This window comes from Bradyrhizobium sp. CAR08 (assembly GCF_052871955.1).
In genome coordinates this window covers 248,996-262,793 of the sequence record NZ_JBIXJX010000007.1, presented here as the reverse complement: position 1 = coordinate 262,793, position 13,798 = coordinate 248,996, and the positions used below count along the sequence as shown (strand labels likewise).

15 protein-coding genes are annotated in these 13,798 nt (G+C 64.4%); 8 read left to right on the top strand and 7 right to left on the bottom strand.

Annotated elements, in window-relative coordinates:
* Positions 1-396 precede the first annotated feature (396 nt).
* From ACIPUD_RS17120 to ACIPUD_RS17110, 3 genes are read left to right on the top strand one after another with little or no spacing between them, the layout of a single operon-like run.
* Positions 397-1,431, top strand: a complete 1,035-nt coding sequence (locus ACIPUD_RS17120; protein WP_204510700.1) for a Cj0069 family protein — start codon at positions 397-399, stop codon at positions 1,429-1,431.
* 3 nt (positions 1,432-1,434) lie between these two features.
* A complete protein-coding gene (locus tag ACIPUD_RS17115) occupies positions 1,435-2,031 on the top strand; it encodes an ABC transporter ATP-binding protein (RefSeq protein ID WP_085395539.1) in 597 nt (198 codons plus the stop codon).
* Positions 2,028-2,828, top strand: a complete 801-nt coding sequence (locus ACIPUD_RS17110; protein ID WP_085395540.1) for an ABC transporter permease — start codon at positions 2,028-2,030, stop codon at positions 2,826-2,828. The genes ACIPUD_RS17115 and ACIPUD_RS17110 overlap by 4 nt, the downstream gene beginning before the upstream one ends.
* Before the next feature lie 12 nt (positions 2,829-2,840).
* Here ACIPUD_RS17110 and ACIPUD_RS17105 read toward each other — a convergent pair whose 3' ends face one another.
* The 3 genes from ACIPUD_RS17105 to ACIPUD_RS17095 all read right to left on the bottom strand — a co-directional run bounded on the left by ACIPUD_RS17105 (position 2,841) and on the right by ACIPUD_RS17095 (position 5,874).
* A complete protein-coding gene (locus ACIPUD_RS17105) occupies positions 2,841-4,022 on the bottom strand; it encodes an MFS transporter (protein ID WP_247456219.1) in 1,182 nt (393 codons plus the stop codon).
* Between the two features lie 115 nt (positions 4,023-4,137).
* Complete coding sequence (locus tag ACIPUD_RS17100) at positions 4,138-5,505, bottom strand: NAD(P)-binding domain-containing protein (RefSeq protein ID WP_446481203.1); 1,368 nt, start codon at positions 5,503-5,505, stop codon at positions 4,138-4,140.
* Between the two features lie 51 nt (positions 5,506-5,556).
* Positions 5,557-5,874: an ArsR/SmtB family transcription factor gene (locus ACIPUD_RS17095; RefSeq protein ID WP_018458504.1), complete on the bottom strand. Its 318-nt coding sequence runs from the start codon at positions 5,872-5,874 to the stop codon at positions 5,557-5,559.
* 126 nt (positions 5,875-6,000) lie between these two features.
* Between ACIPUD_RS17095 and ACIPUD_RS17090 the strand changes: the two genes are divergently transcribed.
* The 3 genes from ACIPUD_RS17090 to arsC are packed head-to-tail and all read left to right on the top strand — an operon-like array spanning position 6,001 to position 7,458.
* Positions 6,001-6,363: an ArsR/SmtB family transcription factor gene (locus ACIPUD_RS17090; RefSeq protein WP_446481202.1), complete on the top strand. Its 363-nt coding sequence runs from the start codon at positions 6,001-6,003 to the stop codon at positions 6,361-6,363.
* On the top strand, positions 6,356-7,060 hold the full coding sequence (locus ACIPUD_RS17085) for an aquaporin (RefSeq protein WP_446481201.1): 705 nt from the start codon (positions 6,356-6,358) through the stop codon (positions 7,058-7,060). The genes ACIPUD_RS17090 and ACIPUD_RS17085 overlap by 8 nt, the downstream gene beginning before the upstream one ends.
* Complete coding sequence (arsC, locus tag ACIPUD_RS17080; RefSeq protein ID WP_018458501.1) at positions 7,057-7,458, top strand: arsenate reductase (glutaredoxin); 402 nt, start codon at positions 7,057-7,059, stop codon at positions 7,456-7,458. The genes ACIPUD_RS17085 and arsC overlap by 4 nt, the downstream gene beginning before the upstream one ends.
* Positions 7,459-7,492: 34 nt before the next feature.
* Here the strand turns inward: arsC and ACIPUD_RS17075 are convergent, their stop codons facing one another.
* The 4 genes from ACIPUD_RS17075 to ACIPUD_RS17060 form a co-directional block, all read right to left on the bottom strand.
* Positions 7,493-8,872, bottom strand: coding sequence for a carbohydrate porin (locus ACIPUD_RS17075; protein ID WP_446481225.1), 1,380 nt, complete (start codon positions 8,870-8,872; stop codon positions 7,493-7,495).
* A 178-nt stretch (positions 8,873-9,050) separates the two neighbouring features.
* Entirely contained in the window at positions 9,051-9,989 is a 939-nt protein-coding gene (locus ACIPUD_RS17070; RefSeq protein WP_446481200.1) for a tripartite tricarboxylate transporter substrate binding protein, read from the bottom strand.
* Between the two features lie 115 nt (positions 9,990-10,104).
* Positions 10,105-11,010, bottom strand: a complete 906-nt coding sequence (locus ACIPUD_RS17065) for a VOC family protein (RefSeq protein WP_446481199.1) — start codon at positions 11,008-11,010, stop codon at positions 10,105-10,107.
* A 16-nt stretch (positions 11,011-11,026) separates the two neighbouring features.
* On the bottom strand, positions 11,027-12,019 hold the full coding sequence (locus ACIPUD_RS17060; protein WP_446481198.1) for a zinc-dependent alcohol dehydrogenase family protein: 993 nt from the start codon (positions 12,017-12,019) through the stop codon (positions 11,027-11,029).
* A gap of 112 nt (positions 12,020-12,131) precedes the next feature.
* On the opposite strand from ACIPUD_RS17060, the gene ACIPUD_RS17055 reads away from it, so the two are divergent.
* Complete coding sequence (locus tag ACIPUD_RS17055) at positions 12,132-12,833, top strand: GntR family transcriptional regulator (RefSeq protein ID WP_446481197.1); 702 nt, start codon at positions 12,132-12,134, stop codon at positions 12,831-12,833.
* A 93-nt stretch (positions 12,834-12,926) separates the two neighbouring features.
* Positions 12,927-13,790, top strand: coding sequence for a fumarylacetoacetate hydrolase family protein (locus tag ACIPUD_RS17050; protein WP_446481196.1), 864 nt, complete (start codon positions 12,927-12,929; stop codon positions 13,788-13,790).
* The last annotated feature ends 8 nt before the right edge of the window (positions 13,791-13,798 follow it).

Below are 13,798 nucleotides of genomic sequence, written 5' to 3'. Positions count from 1 at the left end.
GCGGGCATCAATGCGCACAGCGATGCGACCGGCGCGGACGCCGTGCCGAGAAATCGAGCCAGTCTGCTGGATGCAATCGAGGAAAGTATGATGACATGGTGCGCCCTTGGTGATCAGGACGCGATGCTTGGGCATGTCGCCTCACGGGGAGATCGCACATCCCCGAACCCCAAGTAAAAACCCGAGGGCGGCGGCTGTCAACGGGCGTAGGCTTCGGGCGGCCCACCGAAGTCGCCGACGAACGTCACAAAGAATTCACCGCTCCGCGGAACCGCGCCAGCCATGTCTTGAAACTCGCGGACGGCCCCGCTAGTGTCCTTTGCGTGGGGACAAAGCAGACTCCCCGTGAGGCCTCGGTCCAAGCTCTGCGCAGCACGCCATTCGTGGAGCTTGCGCATGGACATCGAACGACACCCTTCTCATCGACACACCGTCGCCATCCTCTCACGCGGAGACGCTGCCGCGCGGCGGGATGCGACGGCGCAAAACAGCCGCTTCGTACACGTCTTCGAAGCACTCGCCGCCGTCGGCATTGAAGCCCAGCCGGCGATCTATGATGAAAGCTTCGCCGAGGACGTTCGTGAACAATTGCTCGCGATTGACGGCGTGCTGGTCTGGGTCAACCCCATTCAAGACCGTCGAGATCGCGCTGGTCTCGACGCATTGCTGCGGGACGTCGCGGCTCAGGGCGTGTGGGTCAGCGCTCATCCCGATGTCATCCTCAAGATGGGCACCAAGGAGGTACTCTATCGTACCCGCTCGATGGGCTGGGGATGCGACACGGCGTTATATCAAAGCGCCGAGGCCATGCGCGCCGAGTTGCCGACACGGCTCGCCGCTGGTCCGCGCGTGATCAAGCGCAACCGGGGCAATGGCGGCCAAGGCGTCTGGAAGGTCGAGAGTCTGCCGACCTCCTCCATGATAAAGGTGCTGGACGCGACGAAAGACGCGCCCGAGGAACTGACGCTGGATGATTTTCTCCGTCGTTGCGCGGAGTATTTCGAGAACGGCAGCGTGATCGACCAACCATTCCAGCCTCGCTTAAGCGAAGGCGTGGTGCGTTGCTACATGGCGGGCGATCGCTGTGCCGGCTTCGGCTATCACAAGGTCAAAGCCCTGGTCGACTCGCCGGCCGCCCGTTCCGAGGCCGGACCGCGCCTCTACACCTCGAACGCAGAGCCGCGTTTCCAGCGGCTGCGTCGGTTGATGGAAGACGAGTGGACGCCCCAGCTGACGTCGTTGCTGGATATTGCGCGACTTGACCTGCCTGCGATTTGGGACGCCGACTTCATGCTTGGTCCGGTCCTTCCCGACGGGACCGACAGCTATGTCCTCGGCGAGATCAATGTCAGCTCGGTGCATCCTTATCCGGACGAGGCGCCGGCGGAGATCGCGAGGCGAGTTGCCGATCGGCTCCGGCGCAAGCTTTGACACATGCTGACGGTCCGCGCGCTCAAGCGCTTGCACCTCTCCGTTTCATTCGACTTGCAGGACGGCGAATGCGTCGCCCTGCAAGGGCCTTCTGGCGCCGGGAAGACCCAGCTCCTTCGCTCGATCGCGGACCTCGATCCCAACGAAGGAATGGTCGAACTGGACGGAACGCTCAGGGAGGCCATGCCCGCTCCGGCTTGGCGCAAGCGGGTGACCTACCTCGCTGCCGAGCCGGGCTGGTGGTCAGACATCGTGCAAGATCACTTCAGCTGCTGGGATGATGCCTTACCGCTGGTCATGAGACTGGGGTTGCCGTGCAGTTGCGGTCCCTGGCCGGTCCAAAGACTGTCGACCGGCGAGCGACAACGGCTGGGGCTGGTGCGGGCGCTGATGCTGCGGTCGCGGGTTCTTCTCCTGGACGAGCCGACATCGGCCCTCGATTCGGCATCGACGGCGGCAGTGGAATCTTTGATCGCGGAACGCATTTCGAACGGAACGAGTGTCGTCTGGAGCACTCACGACAACGCCCAGGCCTGCCGCGTCGGGTCGAGGGTCCTTGTGATGAATGCCGACGGCGGGATCGAGGACAATCGGCCGTGAGTTACATTCACTTGGCATACGGCGATTTGGTTCTGCCCGCGCTCCTTGTCGTCATGGACGGCGCTCTCTCGCTCGCTCTCCGCCTCAAGCTTGAAAAGCAGCTGGCCATCGCCACCGTGCGGATGGTGCTTCAGCTGGTGCTCGTTGGATACGTATTGACGTTCCTGTTTGCCGCGGTCTCGCCGCTCTGGACCGCCCTCGCCGCCGTCATCATGGTTCTCTTCGCGTCACGGGAAATCGTCGCTCGGCAAAAGCGACGCCTGCCGGGTATCTGGAGCTATGGCTTAGGAGCGGGATGCATGCTGCTGGCGGCCGGTACCGTCACGATGTTCGCGCTTCTGACGGAGCTACGCCCGGATCCGTGGTATCATCCGCGCTATGCGCTGCCATTGTTGGGCATGATCCTGGGCAACACCATGACGGGAATAAGCCTGGGCCTGGACGTGCTGACGAATACACTGGTGCGCGAACGAGCCGCCGTCGAAGCTTGCCTTGCTCTTGGCGGTACCCGGTATCAGGCGTTGCTGCCGGTCCTGCGGGACGCATTGAGAAGCGGCTTCACGCCAATCATGAACAGCATGGCTGCGATCGGCCTTGTCTCTTTGCCGGGGATGATGACCGGTCAAATCCTTGCAGGCGTCGAACCGATCGACGCCGTCAAGTATCAACTCTTGATCATGTTCTTGATCGCCGGCGGGACGGGATTGGGGACGCTCGCCGCCGTGACGGGAGGCGCTCGCCTTCTGACCGATCATCGGCATCGATTGCGCCTCGATCGATTTTCCACCGCCGAGTAGAATTGCGCGACCTCATATCGACTTCGCCCCACCAGGCTGCACCTTCCGCGCCCACAGCAGCGCCAGCGGCCCCAGTGCAATCCCGACCGCGAGGACGCTGAACGCCAAGAGCCAGCCGGTCGCGCTCTGCGGGCCGCCGGCTGCATCGAGGGCGGCGCCGGTGCCCCAGGCGCCGACCGCCGACAGGCCGAAGCCGACCGTCGAATGCAGAGCCAGGGTCGCGCCGCGATGTTCGGACACAGCCGCGGCCGACATGCCGGCGGTCAATGCGCCCGAATCCGCGGGCACGGTCAGGCCATAGACGAGCAGCAGCAGTGCCAGCACCCATGCCGGCGCTGTCGCGTTAAGGCCGATGACCAGCGCGACGCAGGCCGACGCGATCATCACGACCGTGATCGCGCGATGGCGCCCGAATTTCAGCGCGGCCTCGTTGCCGAGGATGCTGGCCGGCATCGAGATCACCGCAAAGCAGAAGCTCAGCACGACGGGGCTCAGCCACGACGGGGCGCCTTGATGGGCGACGACGAAGGTCCAGAACCCGACCAGCCAGGTGCGGATGCCGTAGAGCTCGAAGCAATGGGCGCCGTAGCCGAAGATGTATCCGAGCGCCTCGCGATTGGCGAAGACGGGCGCGAAGTTCAAGAGACGTCCCGCCTTCGGCGCGGGCCGCTGCTCCTGCATCAGAAGGCACGCGACGACCATCGCGATCGGACCGAAGCCGGTGACAAGAAAGGCGGTCCGCCATCCCCAACGGTCGGCGATCAGCTGCGCGACCAGGAACGAGAGACCGACGCCGACCGAGAAGCTCGACGTGTATAGCGTGACGGCGCGTGAACTATCGCCGGCGGGAAGCCGATCCGTCAGCGCCTTCAGGCCCGGCATGTAGGCGCCGGCAAATCCAAGCCCTGCCAGGGACCAGATCGCGGTCGCGGACCAAAACCCTTGCGCGAAGATTCCGAACGCTGCGGTCGCCAGCCCGCTGACGATCGAGCCCCAGAGCAGGACGAGCCGTGCGTCGATCCGGTCGGTCAATGTCGTCAGCACGGGCACGGCGAGCATGTAGCCGAACGCGTAACCGCTCGCCATCAAGCCGCCTTCGGCCGCCGAGAGGCCCCACGCCGGCATCAGATGCTGCGCCAGATTGGCGGATAGCGTCACGTGCGGCAGCAGATTGCCGACCTGGCCGATGCACATCACCGCGATCAGAGACCGGCCGCTCAAGTTACGAATGCTGTCCTCCCGCCCCCGCGCCGAAACGGCGCACGAACCACAATGGATAACTCTCCGACATCAGCCGCAAGAACCGACTTCATAAACAACCGCACCCCGAAGCGCCGGCCTTCTTTGCTGCTTCGTCGGCGGCGCAACAGGCCGTTGATTCCTGCTTCGCCGGCCCACCGCAACATCCTGATACAGCGCCGGCGGCTTCGACGCCGCCGCGCGTGCAGACGCCGGTCTCCGGTAGCACGAGCTCCACCCTTGCGGCGGCTTTCTTGTCGCCGGCGAGATCGGCCGCAATCGAGCGCACCTGCTCATATCCTGTCATCATGAGAAAGGTTGGCGCGCGACCATACGACTTCATGCCCGCCATGTAGAAGCCCGGCTCTTCGTGCGCGAGCTCGCGGGCGCCGTGCGGGCGCACGGTGCCGCAGCTGTGCTCGTTAGGATCGATCAGCGGCGCCAGGGCGACCGGCGCCTCGATAGCGGGATCGAGCCGCAGGCGCAATTCGGACAGGAACGAAAAGTCGGGACGAAAGCCCGTCGAGACGATCAGCTCGTCCACGATCACGCTTCGCGCACCACCATCCGAGCCAGCCGCGATCTCGAGGCGACCTTCGGCCTCCGCCAGATGCGTGACGCCGAATTCGGTTTCCACCCTGATCTTGCCGGAGGCAACGAGCGCAGCGAACGCACTGCCGAGCTCTCCGCGTGCAGCGAGCTTGTCATTCCGGCCGCCACCAAACGCCTTGGCGGGATCGGCGGCGCGCAACAGCCAGACAGCTTGCGTCCCCGGCGCCTCGCCCGCGAGATGCACGAGATCGATCAGTGTGCCCACCGCGGAGTGGCCAGCGCCGAGCACCGCAACGGTCCTCCCGGCATATCTGGCGCGACCGGGCCCCCGGACATCGGGCATGCCGTAGGCGATGTGGCCAGCGCATTCACGCTCGCCGATCGCGGGCAGACCATTACCTCCGGCAGGATTGGGCGAGAACCATGTACCTGATGTGTCGATCACGGCATCGGCGCGCAGCACTTCGGGGCCCTTGCCGTTTTGGTAGCGGATTTCGAAAGGGGCCAGCTCACGCCCCTTCGTCTTCGCCTTGTCGAAGCCGACGCGGCTGATAGCGGAGACACGGCTGGATGTCCGGATCACCTCGCGCAATGGCGTTCGCGTCGCAAGCGGCGTCAGATATCGATCGATCAGCTCGCCGCCGGTCGGATAGGCGCTCGGGTCCGGCGAATTCCATCCCGTCGGCGCGAGCAGGCGCGCGGCGGCCTTGTCGACATTGTACTCCCACGGCGAGAAGAGCTGGACCTGCTGCCACTGGCGCACCGCGTGCCCCGCTTCGGATCCTGCCTCCAGAACGATGGGTGACATGCCACGCTCCAGGACGTGCGCAGCTGCTGCGAGGCCGACAGGCCCTGCCCCGATGATGGCGACCGTCTTAGCGTTCATTCGGCTCCTCCCATACTTCTAGAATCATCGAACAACACTAGCCAAAAAAGATCACGCCGCCGTTTGCGTCGTCTTGCATCCGACTTCGTCTGCGCAGCACTCCGCCGCCAGGAAATCGACCAGACCCCGCATCGCGTCGAAGTTTGCGTGGCAAATCAGAGTCGTCGATTCCCGGACCTGGCTGACGAGCCCGACCGAGACCAGGGTCTTGATGTGATGCGACAGGGTCGACGCCGGTACCTTCAGCTTGTCCTGCAAGCGACCGACGGGCATGCCGGAGTGCCCGGCCCGGACCAGGGCCCGGTAGATCTGGAGTCGCGTCCGGTTACCCAAAGCTTCGAGGCGTGCTGCTGCGTCGTCGATCTTCATGGCCTCACAATGCACCCGCTGGTCCGTGCCGTCAACCCTATTTCTAGAATATTCGAAATACTGGGGCCGGTGACGCGCTTCGGATTCGGATTGACGGAGCCGCCATACTTCCATAGGTCTGGATATATGGAAACCGAAGAAGCCGTCCTGGCCCTCGCCGCCCTGGCCCAGTCGACCCGTCTTGAGGCCTTCCGGACGCTGGTCCGGCACGAGCCTGATGGTCTCGCTGCGGGCGATCTTGCCCGGCTGTTGGAGGTCCCCCAGAACACGCTCTCGGCGCATCTGTCGATCCTGACGCGGGCACGCCTCGTCACCTCCGAGCGGCGCAGCCGCTCGATCGTCTACCGCGCCAACCTTGCCGAATTCCGCGACGTTGCGGTCTTCCTGCTGCGGGATTGCTGCGGCGGGCGGCCGGAAGTTTGCGAGCCGGTCGTCGAAACCCTGCAAGCCTGCTGCAAGCCGAGACGAAAGGAGCGGAGCCGTGCCTGATCAATTCGATCTTCCGCGACGCCTCGCAGCCGAGGCGCTGGGCACGGGCATTCTCGTTGCCACGGTGGTCGGCTCCGGCATCATGGCCGAGACGCTGACCAAGGATGTCGCGCTTGCGCTTCTCTGCAACACGTTGCCGACCGGCGCCATTCTGGTCGTCCTGATCACGGTGTTGGGCCCGATCTCCGGCGCGCACTTCAATCCGGCAGTGACGCTGGTTTTCACCGGCAGGCGCGAGCTGCCGGTGAACGACGCCGCACTTTACGTCGTCGCGCAGGTTGCCGGCGGCATCGCGGGAACGATGGCGGCGCATCTGATGTTCGGGCTGCCGCTGCTCGATTTCTCGGCGAAGGTGCGAACCGGGGGACCGCAATGGTTCGCCGAAGCCGTCGCCGCCCTCGGTCTCATCGCGACGATCCTGGCCGGCATCCGGTTTCAGCGGACGGCGGTCCCCTGGCTGGTCGGCCTGTACATCACGGCGGCCTATTGGTTCACGGCCTCGACCTCATTCGCCAATCCGGCCGTGGCCATCGCAAGGTCGCTGACGAACACGTTCTCGGGCATACGTCCCGCCGACCTGCCCGGATTCATTCTCGCGGAGCTCTGCGGAGCCTTAGCCGCCATGCTGTTGATGAATTGGCTGCTCGGACAGCCCCAGGCGCGAGGCCCCATCCCAATCGCGGAGACAACCCGATGAGCGTCACGATCTATCACAACCCCGCCTGCGGCACCTCGCGCAACACGCTGGCGATGATCCGGCAGAGCGGCGTCGAGCCCGACGTGATCGAGTATCTGAAGACGCCGCCGTCCCGCGAAAAGCTCGTCGAGCTCGTCAAGGCCCTCGGCATCTCCGTTCGCGCGCTGCTGCGGGAAAAAGGCACGCCCTACAAGGAGCTCGGCCTCCACGACCCCAAATGGTCGGACGACGAGCTGATCGACCAGATGCTCGCGCACCCCATCCTGATCAACCGTCCAATCGTGGTGACGCCCAAGGGCACACGCTTGTGCCGGCCCTCGGAAGCCGTCATCGATCTCCTGGACAATCCCGTCGGCCGGTTCGTGAAGGAGGATGGCGAGGTGGTCGAGGCGCGATGATTGCCGACATGGCCTCACTCGCGTTTGCCTCGACTTAAAATTTCAGGGTCGTGCGCAATCCGAAAACCGAGGCATTGCGCAATGCCCGTCCCGGCAGCGGACTAGCCGGAGCCGTCGCGCCGCCACCGGGATGGACGATGTATTGAAAGTTCGGCTGAACGGTCCAGCCATCCTTGATCTGGTATTGATAGACGGCCGTGAGCAGCCCCTCGAAGCTTCGCACCGGCCAGCGCGGATCGACGAACCTGGCATAATCGGTGTCGAGCGTCTGGGCCCGTTTTGAGACATGCGCATATCCGGCGGCAATGCCGAACTTGTCGTCGGGGCGTGCATTGCTGAGCCCGATGAGCTCGACGCCGCCATCTGCATAGACATCGACCAGATTGCAGTCAGCCGGCGCGCCGGACACGCGTGCGAAAATGCCGATGCCGCGATCGTCGCTGTTCGGCATCCGATAAATCTGCTGCTCGAAGACCGCCCAGGCTCCAATATCGCCCGACAAGAGCCGCGGTTCCCCGCTGCTCGTTGGCGCGGCCAGCGAGACGCCGTTGGATGCGAAGCGCTGATCCCCGAACGATCCGAAATGACGCCAGCCACCGACCTTGATTTGGCCGGTCAAGTTCGGATCACCCTTTTTGTTGTTCCAGGCATATTGAACCTGGCCGAGCAGAAGCGGCGGATCGTTGACCGGGAAATTGACGCCATACCGGTTACGCTCCTGCGGATCGCCGGGACCGGGACCGGCTTGATCGCCGTCGAAAATCGCGCCTAGGACGGACAGCTGGTCTGTCACGTTCCACAGGAGGCGCGCGCCCACGGCCGCCAAGGGCGGCGACGGCCCGCCGCTTGGCAAAGCAAGCGACGTGATCGCCGGCCAACCCATCGAGGCGTTGGTGAACACATCCGTGTACTTGGTATTGAAGAACTCGCTGTCGGCCGCCAGCTGCCCGAGCTTGAGCGATAGTTTCTTGTCGCCCCACTGCTTCTCGAAATAGGCCTCGTAGAGTCGCGTCGAGGGCAACGCTTCGATCCCGCTGACGACGAAGAAATTCTGCAGATTCGAGCGCGAGAGGCCTTCGCCGTGGATCTGAAACATGTTGGCGTGAAAGGTCAGCTTGTCGATGCCGACGAGTTTTTCGAAATCCAGATCGACGGCGAGATTGAGCCGGCCTTCGTAGACCGCACCCTTCTTCAGACCGCCGGTCGGATTTCCGAGCACCTCGCCGATATAGGTGGCCGCAAACTTCACCCCGTATCTTTGCCAGGGGTTCGGCAGCAGCCCGAGCGTTTTCTCCTCGATGGTGCTCTCGCCTGTATCGGGATCGGCAGGCTTGTCGTCGTCGGTTTTCTTGTCTTCCTGAGCCGCGGACTGGGCAGCCGCGACCAGGCAAGCCGCAACGATCAACGCCCGCATCGAATACCTGATTGCTCTGGCGGCCACGCTCACCTCCCGAGCGATCAATGACGCACGCCGCTGCCCGACATTCAAGCGGGCCGTCAAACGATGTGCGCCGGCGCGGCAATCCGATTCGCGCGCTGAGAACTACCGCATGCGCGAGGCGGTACTATGTTCACTTTTGCACTTTCGACCATCAGATCTTCGGGATCTTCGCCCGCTCCACCACGCCGATCCATTTGCTGATCTCGGTCTCGATCAGCGTCTTCATCTCCTCCGGCGAGCTGCCGCGAACCTCGCCGCCGACGGCGGTCTCCAGGCGCTGCTTGAGGTCGGGATCCTTGAGAGCGTCCAGCGTCGCCGCATTGAGTGCGGCGATGATGCCGGGCGGCGTTCCCTTCGGGGCCAGCAGGCCGGCCCAGGTGCGCACGTCATATCCCTTGATACCGGCTTCCTGAACCGTCGGCACGTCGGGCAACAATGCGGTGCGCGCCGGCGAGGTCACCGCCAGGCCGCGGATCGCACCGCCCTGAATCTGCGAGGCGAGCAGGACGGGGGTGCCGACGATCACCGGAACCTCTCCGCCGAGCAGCGCGGTGACGGATTGGGAATCGCCGCGATAGGGCACGTGCACGATCTCGACGCCGGCGGCTGCGTTCAACAGCTCTCCTGCAAGATGGTGCGTGCTGCCGAAACCGACCGATCCGAAGCTGAGCGCACCGGGCTTCTGCTTTGCCATGGCGACGAGCTCGCCCAGCGATTTTGCCGGATAGTCGCTACGCACGGCAATGACGAGCGCGTAATAGACCAGCGTCGAGATCATCTCGAAGCTCTCGGCCGGCTGGTAGGCGAGGCTCTTGTAGGTCGCCGCGGAAATGGCGTGAGCGCCGGTGACGAGCCCGATCGTGTAGCCGTCGGGCGCCGCCTTCGCGATGGCATCCGCGGCGATGTTGCCGCCGGCGCCCGGCTTGGCCTCGACAATGATCGGCTGCCCGAGCTTTTTCGAGAGCCCGTCGGCGATGATGCGCGACAGCGTGTCGGCCGCGCCGCCGGCGGCAAATCCATGCAACAGCCGGATCGGGCGCGACGGATAATTCTCCGCCGACGCCGAAGTGGTTGCGACAAAAACCGCCAAACAGAAAAATCGCCGCAGCAAGCCGCTTCATCCGTTGCATGGATGCGTCCTCCCTTTTGGTTGTTCTATCGTTGGCCGCGACGAGGCGGCGTTTCTTCAACTCGCGTTTGATCCGCTAGCGGGCGAACTCCGTGCATTCAGGCGATGGCGGCATGCCCCAGACGTCGCGCGGCAGGCCGACCCAGACTTTTGGCCGCTGCGGTCGATCGCGATGCCAGGGACGCGGCTCGAAATAGCCGAGCGCCTCGTCGGTCATGCGGTCGAGATCGAAGAACAGCTCGACCACATGCCCGTCGGGATTGCGGTGGTAGATCGCGGTGTTGTGCCCGGGGCCATGACGCACCGGCCCCCAGAGAACCGGCAGCTTGTGCCGCGCGAGATGATCGCAGGCCTCGTGCATGTGGGCGGCACCACGCAGCTCGAACGCGACATGATGCAGGCCACGGACGGGCGCGCGGGCGAAGTTCAGCGTGTGATGTTCGAAGCCGCTGCGCATGAACACGAAGCGATCCTCGATCCAGTCGGAGACGCGCAGGCCCATCATGTTCGCGTAGAACTCCGAGGCCGCGCGCGGATCGGGCGTAGCAAGCGCGACATGGCCGATCTTGCTGACGGCAAGCGCTCCGATCCGCTCCTGCGCGGGCGTCGGCGTCCAGCCCTGGATCAACTCGAAGCGCGTTCCTTCGGGATCGCTGAACGACAGCAGCCTGGAAACGCCAGGCAGCGGATCGCTCTGAAGTTCGGGCCGCAGATCGGCCTGCTTCAGCGCCGCGCGGAGCGTCTCGATCTCGACATCGGGAGCTATCTCGAAGGCGATGCTCGTCAGCGCCGCGTGGCCGGGTTCGATCGCCAGCGAAAGCTGCTCGGCATCGTTGGCGAGGAAGATGCGGTTGCCGTCGCGGCCGACGAGGCCAAGACCGATCACGGCGCGGTAATAGTCGAGCAACCGCTCGGGATCTGGCGAGGCAAAGCTCGCGTGCCGGAGCCGGGTGAAGCGTGCAATGGGTGCTTGTGTCGTCATCGTGCGATCCACCCCCTCATGGCGTCATGATGATCTTGCCGAGCGCGGAGCCCTGCTCGAGCAGCGTGTGGGCCTGCCTGACCTCGTCGAGCTTCAGGACCGCCGAGATCGCCGGCTTGATCGCATTGCGGCTCAGCGCGTCAATCACATTGCGCATGAGCGCGCGACGCCCGTCGCGATCGTGGTCGTAGATATGAAAGGAGAAGCAGCGTATCGCCGGGCAGATGTCGAGATGGTCGCGCATCGCCGCCATCAGGTTTTCTTCCGGCAACCCGGCGAAGGCGTTGTACGACAGCAGCGTCCCCCATTTGCCGAGCGCGCCGAGATAGCCGGTGAACTCAGGCCCACAGACGTGATCGAGCACGAGGCCGACGCCCTCGCCCTTCGTCAGCTCGCGGGTCCGCGCCACCACGTCTTCGCCGCGGTAGAAGATGATCTCATCGGCGCCGTTGCCCCGCGCGAATGCGGCCTTCTCCTCGGTGGAGACCGTGCCGATGACATTCATCTGTGCGAGCTTGGCAAGCTGTACCAGCGCGGTGCCGACACCACCCGCCGCCCCGATCACCAGCACGCACGCCGGTGCGCGCGGATGGCGGCACTCGTGCAGCAGCGCGTAAGCGACCTGGTAGTTCGACAGGCACACGGCCGCCTGCAGATCGACATTGTCGGGCAGCACATGAATGGCGTCCGCAGGCGCGACCACATAGTCGGCGTAGCAGCCGCCGCGCTGCGACAGGTCGCGTGCGCTCAGCAGCACCTTCTGGCCGATCGCAAGCCCCTCGACGCCGGACCCGAGCGCGGCGATGCGGCCGGCGACGTCGTTGCCCGGATTGGCCGGCAGTGGCGGCATCCATTTGTAGACGCCACGCCGGATCAGCACATCGGGCTGCCCAACGCCGAACGCTTCGGCGCGAATCTGCACCTGGCGTGGTCCGGGCACAGGCACCGGAAGCTCAACCAATTCGAGTGCATCCGGCCCACCCGGCTGACGCACCAGCACCGCTCTCATGATGTCACACGCCTCCCCAGCTATATTTTCGAAAATCATACCGTTTACGAAAATTATTGCAAGATGGTCGTTGGCGGGGCATGTTGAGTCATCGATTCAAATGACAGAAATCATGTCCGAAAGCGCCATTCGCTCCCGCAAGGAATTCGGCAAGACCGTTGCCGCCGACATCACCCATCGGCTGCGCGAGGAGATCATTGCCTGCGCACTTCCGCCGGGCGAGCCGCTGCGATTCGACGTCCTGCGCGAACGATTCGGCGTAAGTTTCACGACGCTGCGCGAGGCGCTGACGGCGCTTACCGCCGAAGGCCTGGTCGACGCGCAGGAGCAGCGCGGATTTCGCGTGGCGCCGGTCAGCCGCCAGGACCTGGTGGAAGTCACCGATGCCCGGGTGCTGATCGAGGTGGAATTGATCCGCCGCGCGATCGAGCGGGGCGACGACGACTGGGAAATCGCCGTCATCTCGACCCTGCACAGATTGAAGCGAATCGAGCAGCGCGGTCCGGAACATCCGCTGCGCGATCCCGAATGGAAGATCGCCCACCGCCAATTCCACCAGGCGCTGGTGTCCGCCTGCGGCTCCGCGACACTCCTCGCCATTCGCGCCGATCTGTTCGATCGCGCCGAGCGCTATCGGCACCTTTCGGCCAATTTCCGGCCGCGCCCACGTGACAAGGCCGGCGAGCACCAGGCGATCATGCAGGCCGCCATCTCGCGCAATCCGGATCTCGCGGTGCAACTGATCGAGACGCATATCCGCTCGACCGCCGACAACGTCGCGACCTACGCCGCGCACCTGCTCGATACTGAATAGGCGACACGGCTTTTTATCGCCGTGGGCTTGCGCCTCGGTCCATTTTCGAAAATAATAGCCAAGATCGAAAATGCCAACCTTTGAGGCGTAACCATGAAGCTGCTGTCGTTTTTGGACGGGAATCGGGAAAGCTGGGGCGCCGTTGCCGAAAATGGTGTCGTGGATCTCGGTCGCGCCCTGCCCCAGTACCCTGTTCTCGCGGACTTCCTCGGCAGCGACGACTATGCGCGGCGCGAGGCCATCGTCGCCGGGCACAAGCCCACAATGGCGCTCAGTGACGTCAAATATCTGCCGGTGATCCCGCGTCCGGAGAAGATCGTCTGCGCCGTGCGCAATTATCTCGACCACCACAATGAAGCCGTGGCGTTCGGGATGAAGCGCGAGATCACGGAATTTCCGCCGATCTTCCTCCGCGTCTGGCGCTCCCAGGTCGCGCACAACGCGCCGGTGATCCGGCCGAAAGTCTCGGACAATTTCGACTGGGAGGGCGAGCTTGCCGTGGTCATCGGCAGGGGCGGCCGTCACATCAGCCAGGCCGACGCCTGGGATCACGTGGCGGGCTATTCGATCTACAACGACGTCAGCGTGCGCGACTGGCAGCGTCACGCCCAGCAGATCGCCTCCGGCAAGAACTTCGTCGGCACCGGCCCGTTCGGACCATGGCTGGTGACGCCGGACGAGATCGGCGATCCCACCAAATTGAAGCTCGAGACGCGCGTCAACGGCGCGGTGGTGCAGTCGTCCGACACCTCGATGCTGATCTTCTCGATTCCGCGGCTGATCGAGTACAGCTCGACCATCTTCGACCTCGTCCCCGGCGACGTCATCGCCACCGGCACGCCGGCCGGCGTCGGCTTCACTCGCAAGCCGCCTGTTTTCCTCACGCCCGGCGATGTGGTCGAGGTCGAGATCGAGAACATCGGCGTGCTGCGCAATCCCGTCGTCGACGAAGCATAGCGCCTGCG

Excerpts from the sequence above, each read along its gene's own strand:
- ACIPUD_RS17120 (WP_204510700.1), top strand. The coding sequence starts at position 397 with ATGGACATCGAACGACACCCTTCTCATCGACACACCGTCGCCATCCTC.
- ACIPUD_RS17115 (WP_085395539.1), top strand. The coding sequence starts at position 1,435 with ATGCTGACGGTCCGCGCGCTCAAGCGCTTGCACCTCTCCGTTTCATTC.
- ACIPUD_RS17105 (WP_247456219.1), bottom strand. The coding sequence starts at position 4,022 with ATGTGCATCGGCCAGGTCGGCAATCTGCTGCCGCACGTGACGCTATCC.
- ACIPUD_RS17100 (WP_446481203.1), bottom strand. The coding sequence starts at position 5,505 with ATGAACGCTAAGACGGTCGCCATCATCGGGGCAGGGCCTGTCGGCCTC.
- ACIPUD_RS17095 (WP_018458504.1), bottom strand. The coding sequence starts at position 5,874 with ATGAAGATCGACGACGCAGCAGCACGCCTCGAAGCTTTGGGTAACCGG.
- ACIPUD_RS17090 (WP_446481202.1), top strand. The coding sequence starts at position 6,001 with ATGGAAACCGAAGAAGCCGTCCTGGCCCTCGCCGCCCTGGCCCAGTCG.
- arsC (WP_018458501.1), top strand. The coding sequence starts at position 7,057 with ATGAGCGTCACGATCTATCACAACCCCGCCTGCGGCACCTCGCGCAAC.
- ACIPUD_RS17075 (WP_446481225.1), bottom strand. The coding sequence starts at position 8,872 with ATGCGGGCGTTGATCGTTGCGGCTTGCCTGGTCGCGGCTGCCCAGTCC.
- ACIPUD_RS17065 (WP_446481199.1), bottom strand. The coding sequence starts at position 11,010 with ATGACGACACAAGCACCCATTGCACGCTTCACCCGGCTCCGGCACGCG.
- ACIPUD_RS17060 (WP_446481198.1), bottom strand. The coding sequence starts at position 12,019 with ATGAGAGCGGTGCTGGTGCGTCAGCCGGGTGGGCCGGATGCACTCGAA.
- ACIPUD_RS17055 (WP_446481197.1), top strand. The coding sequence starts at position 12,132 with ATGTCCGAAAGCGCCATTCGCTCCCGCAAGGAATTCGGCAAGACCGTT.
- ACIPUD_RS17050 (WP_446481196.1), top strand. The coding sequence starts at position 12,927 with ATGAAGCTGCTGTCGTTTTTGGACGGGAATCGGGAAAGCTGGGGCGCC.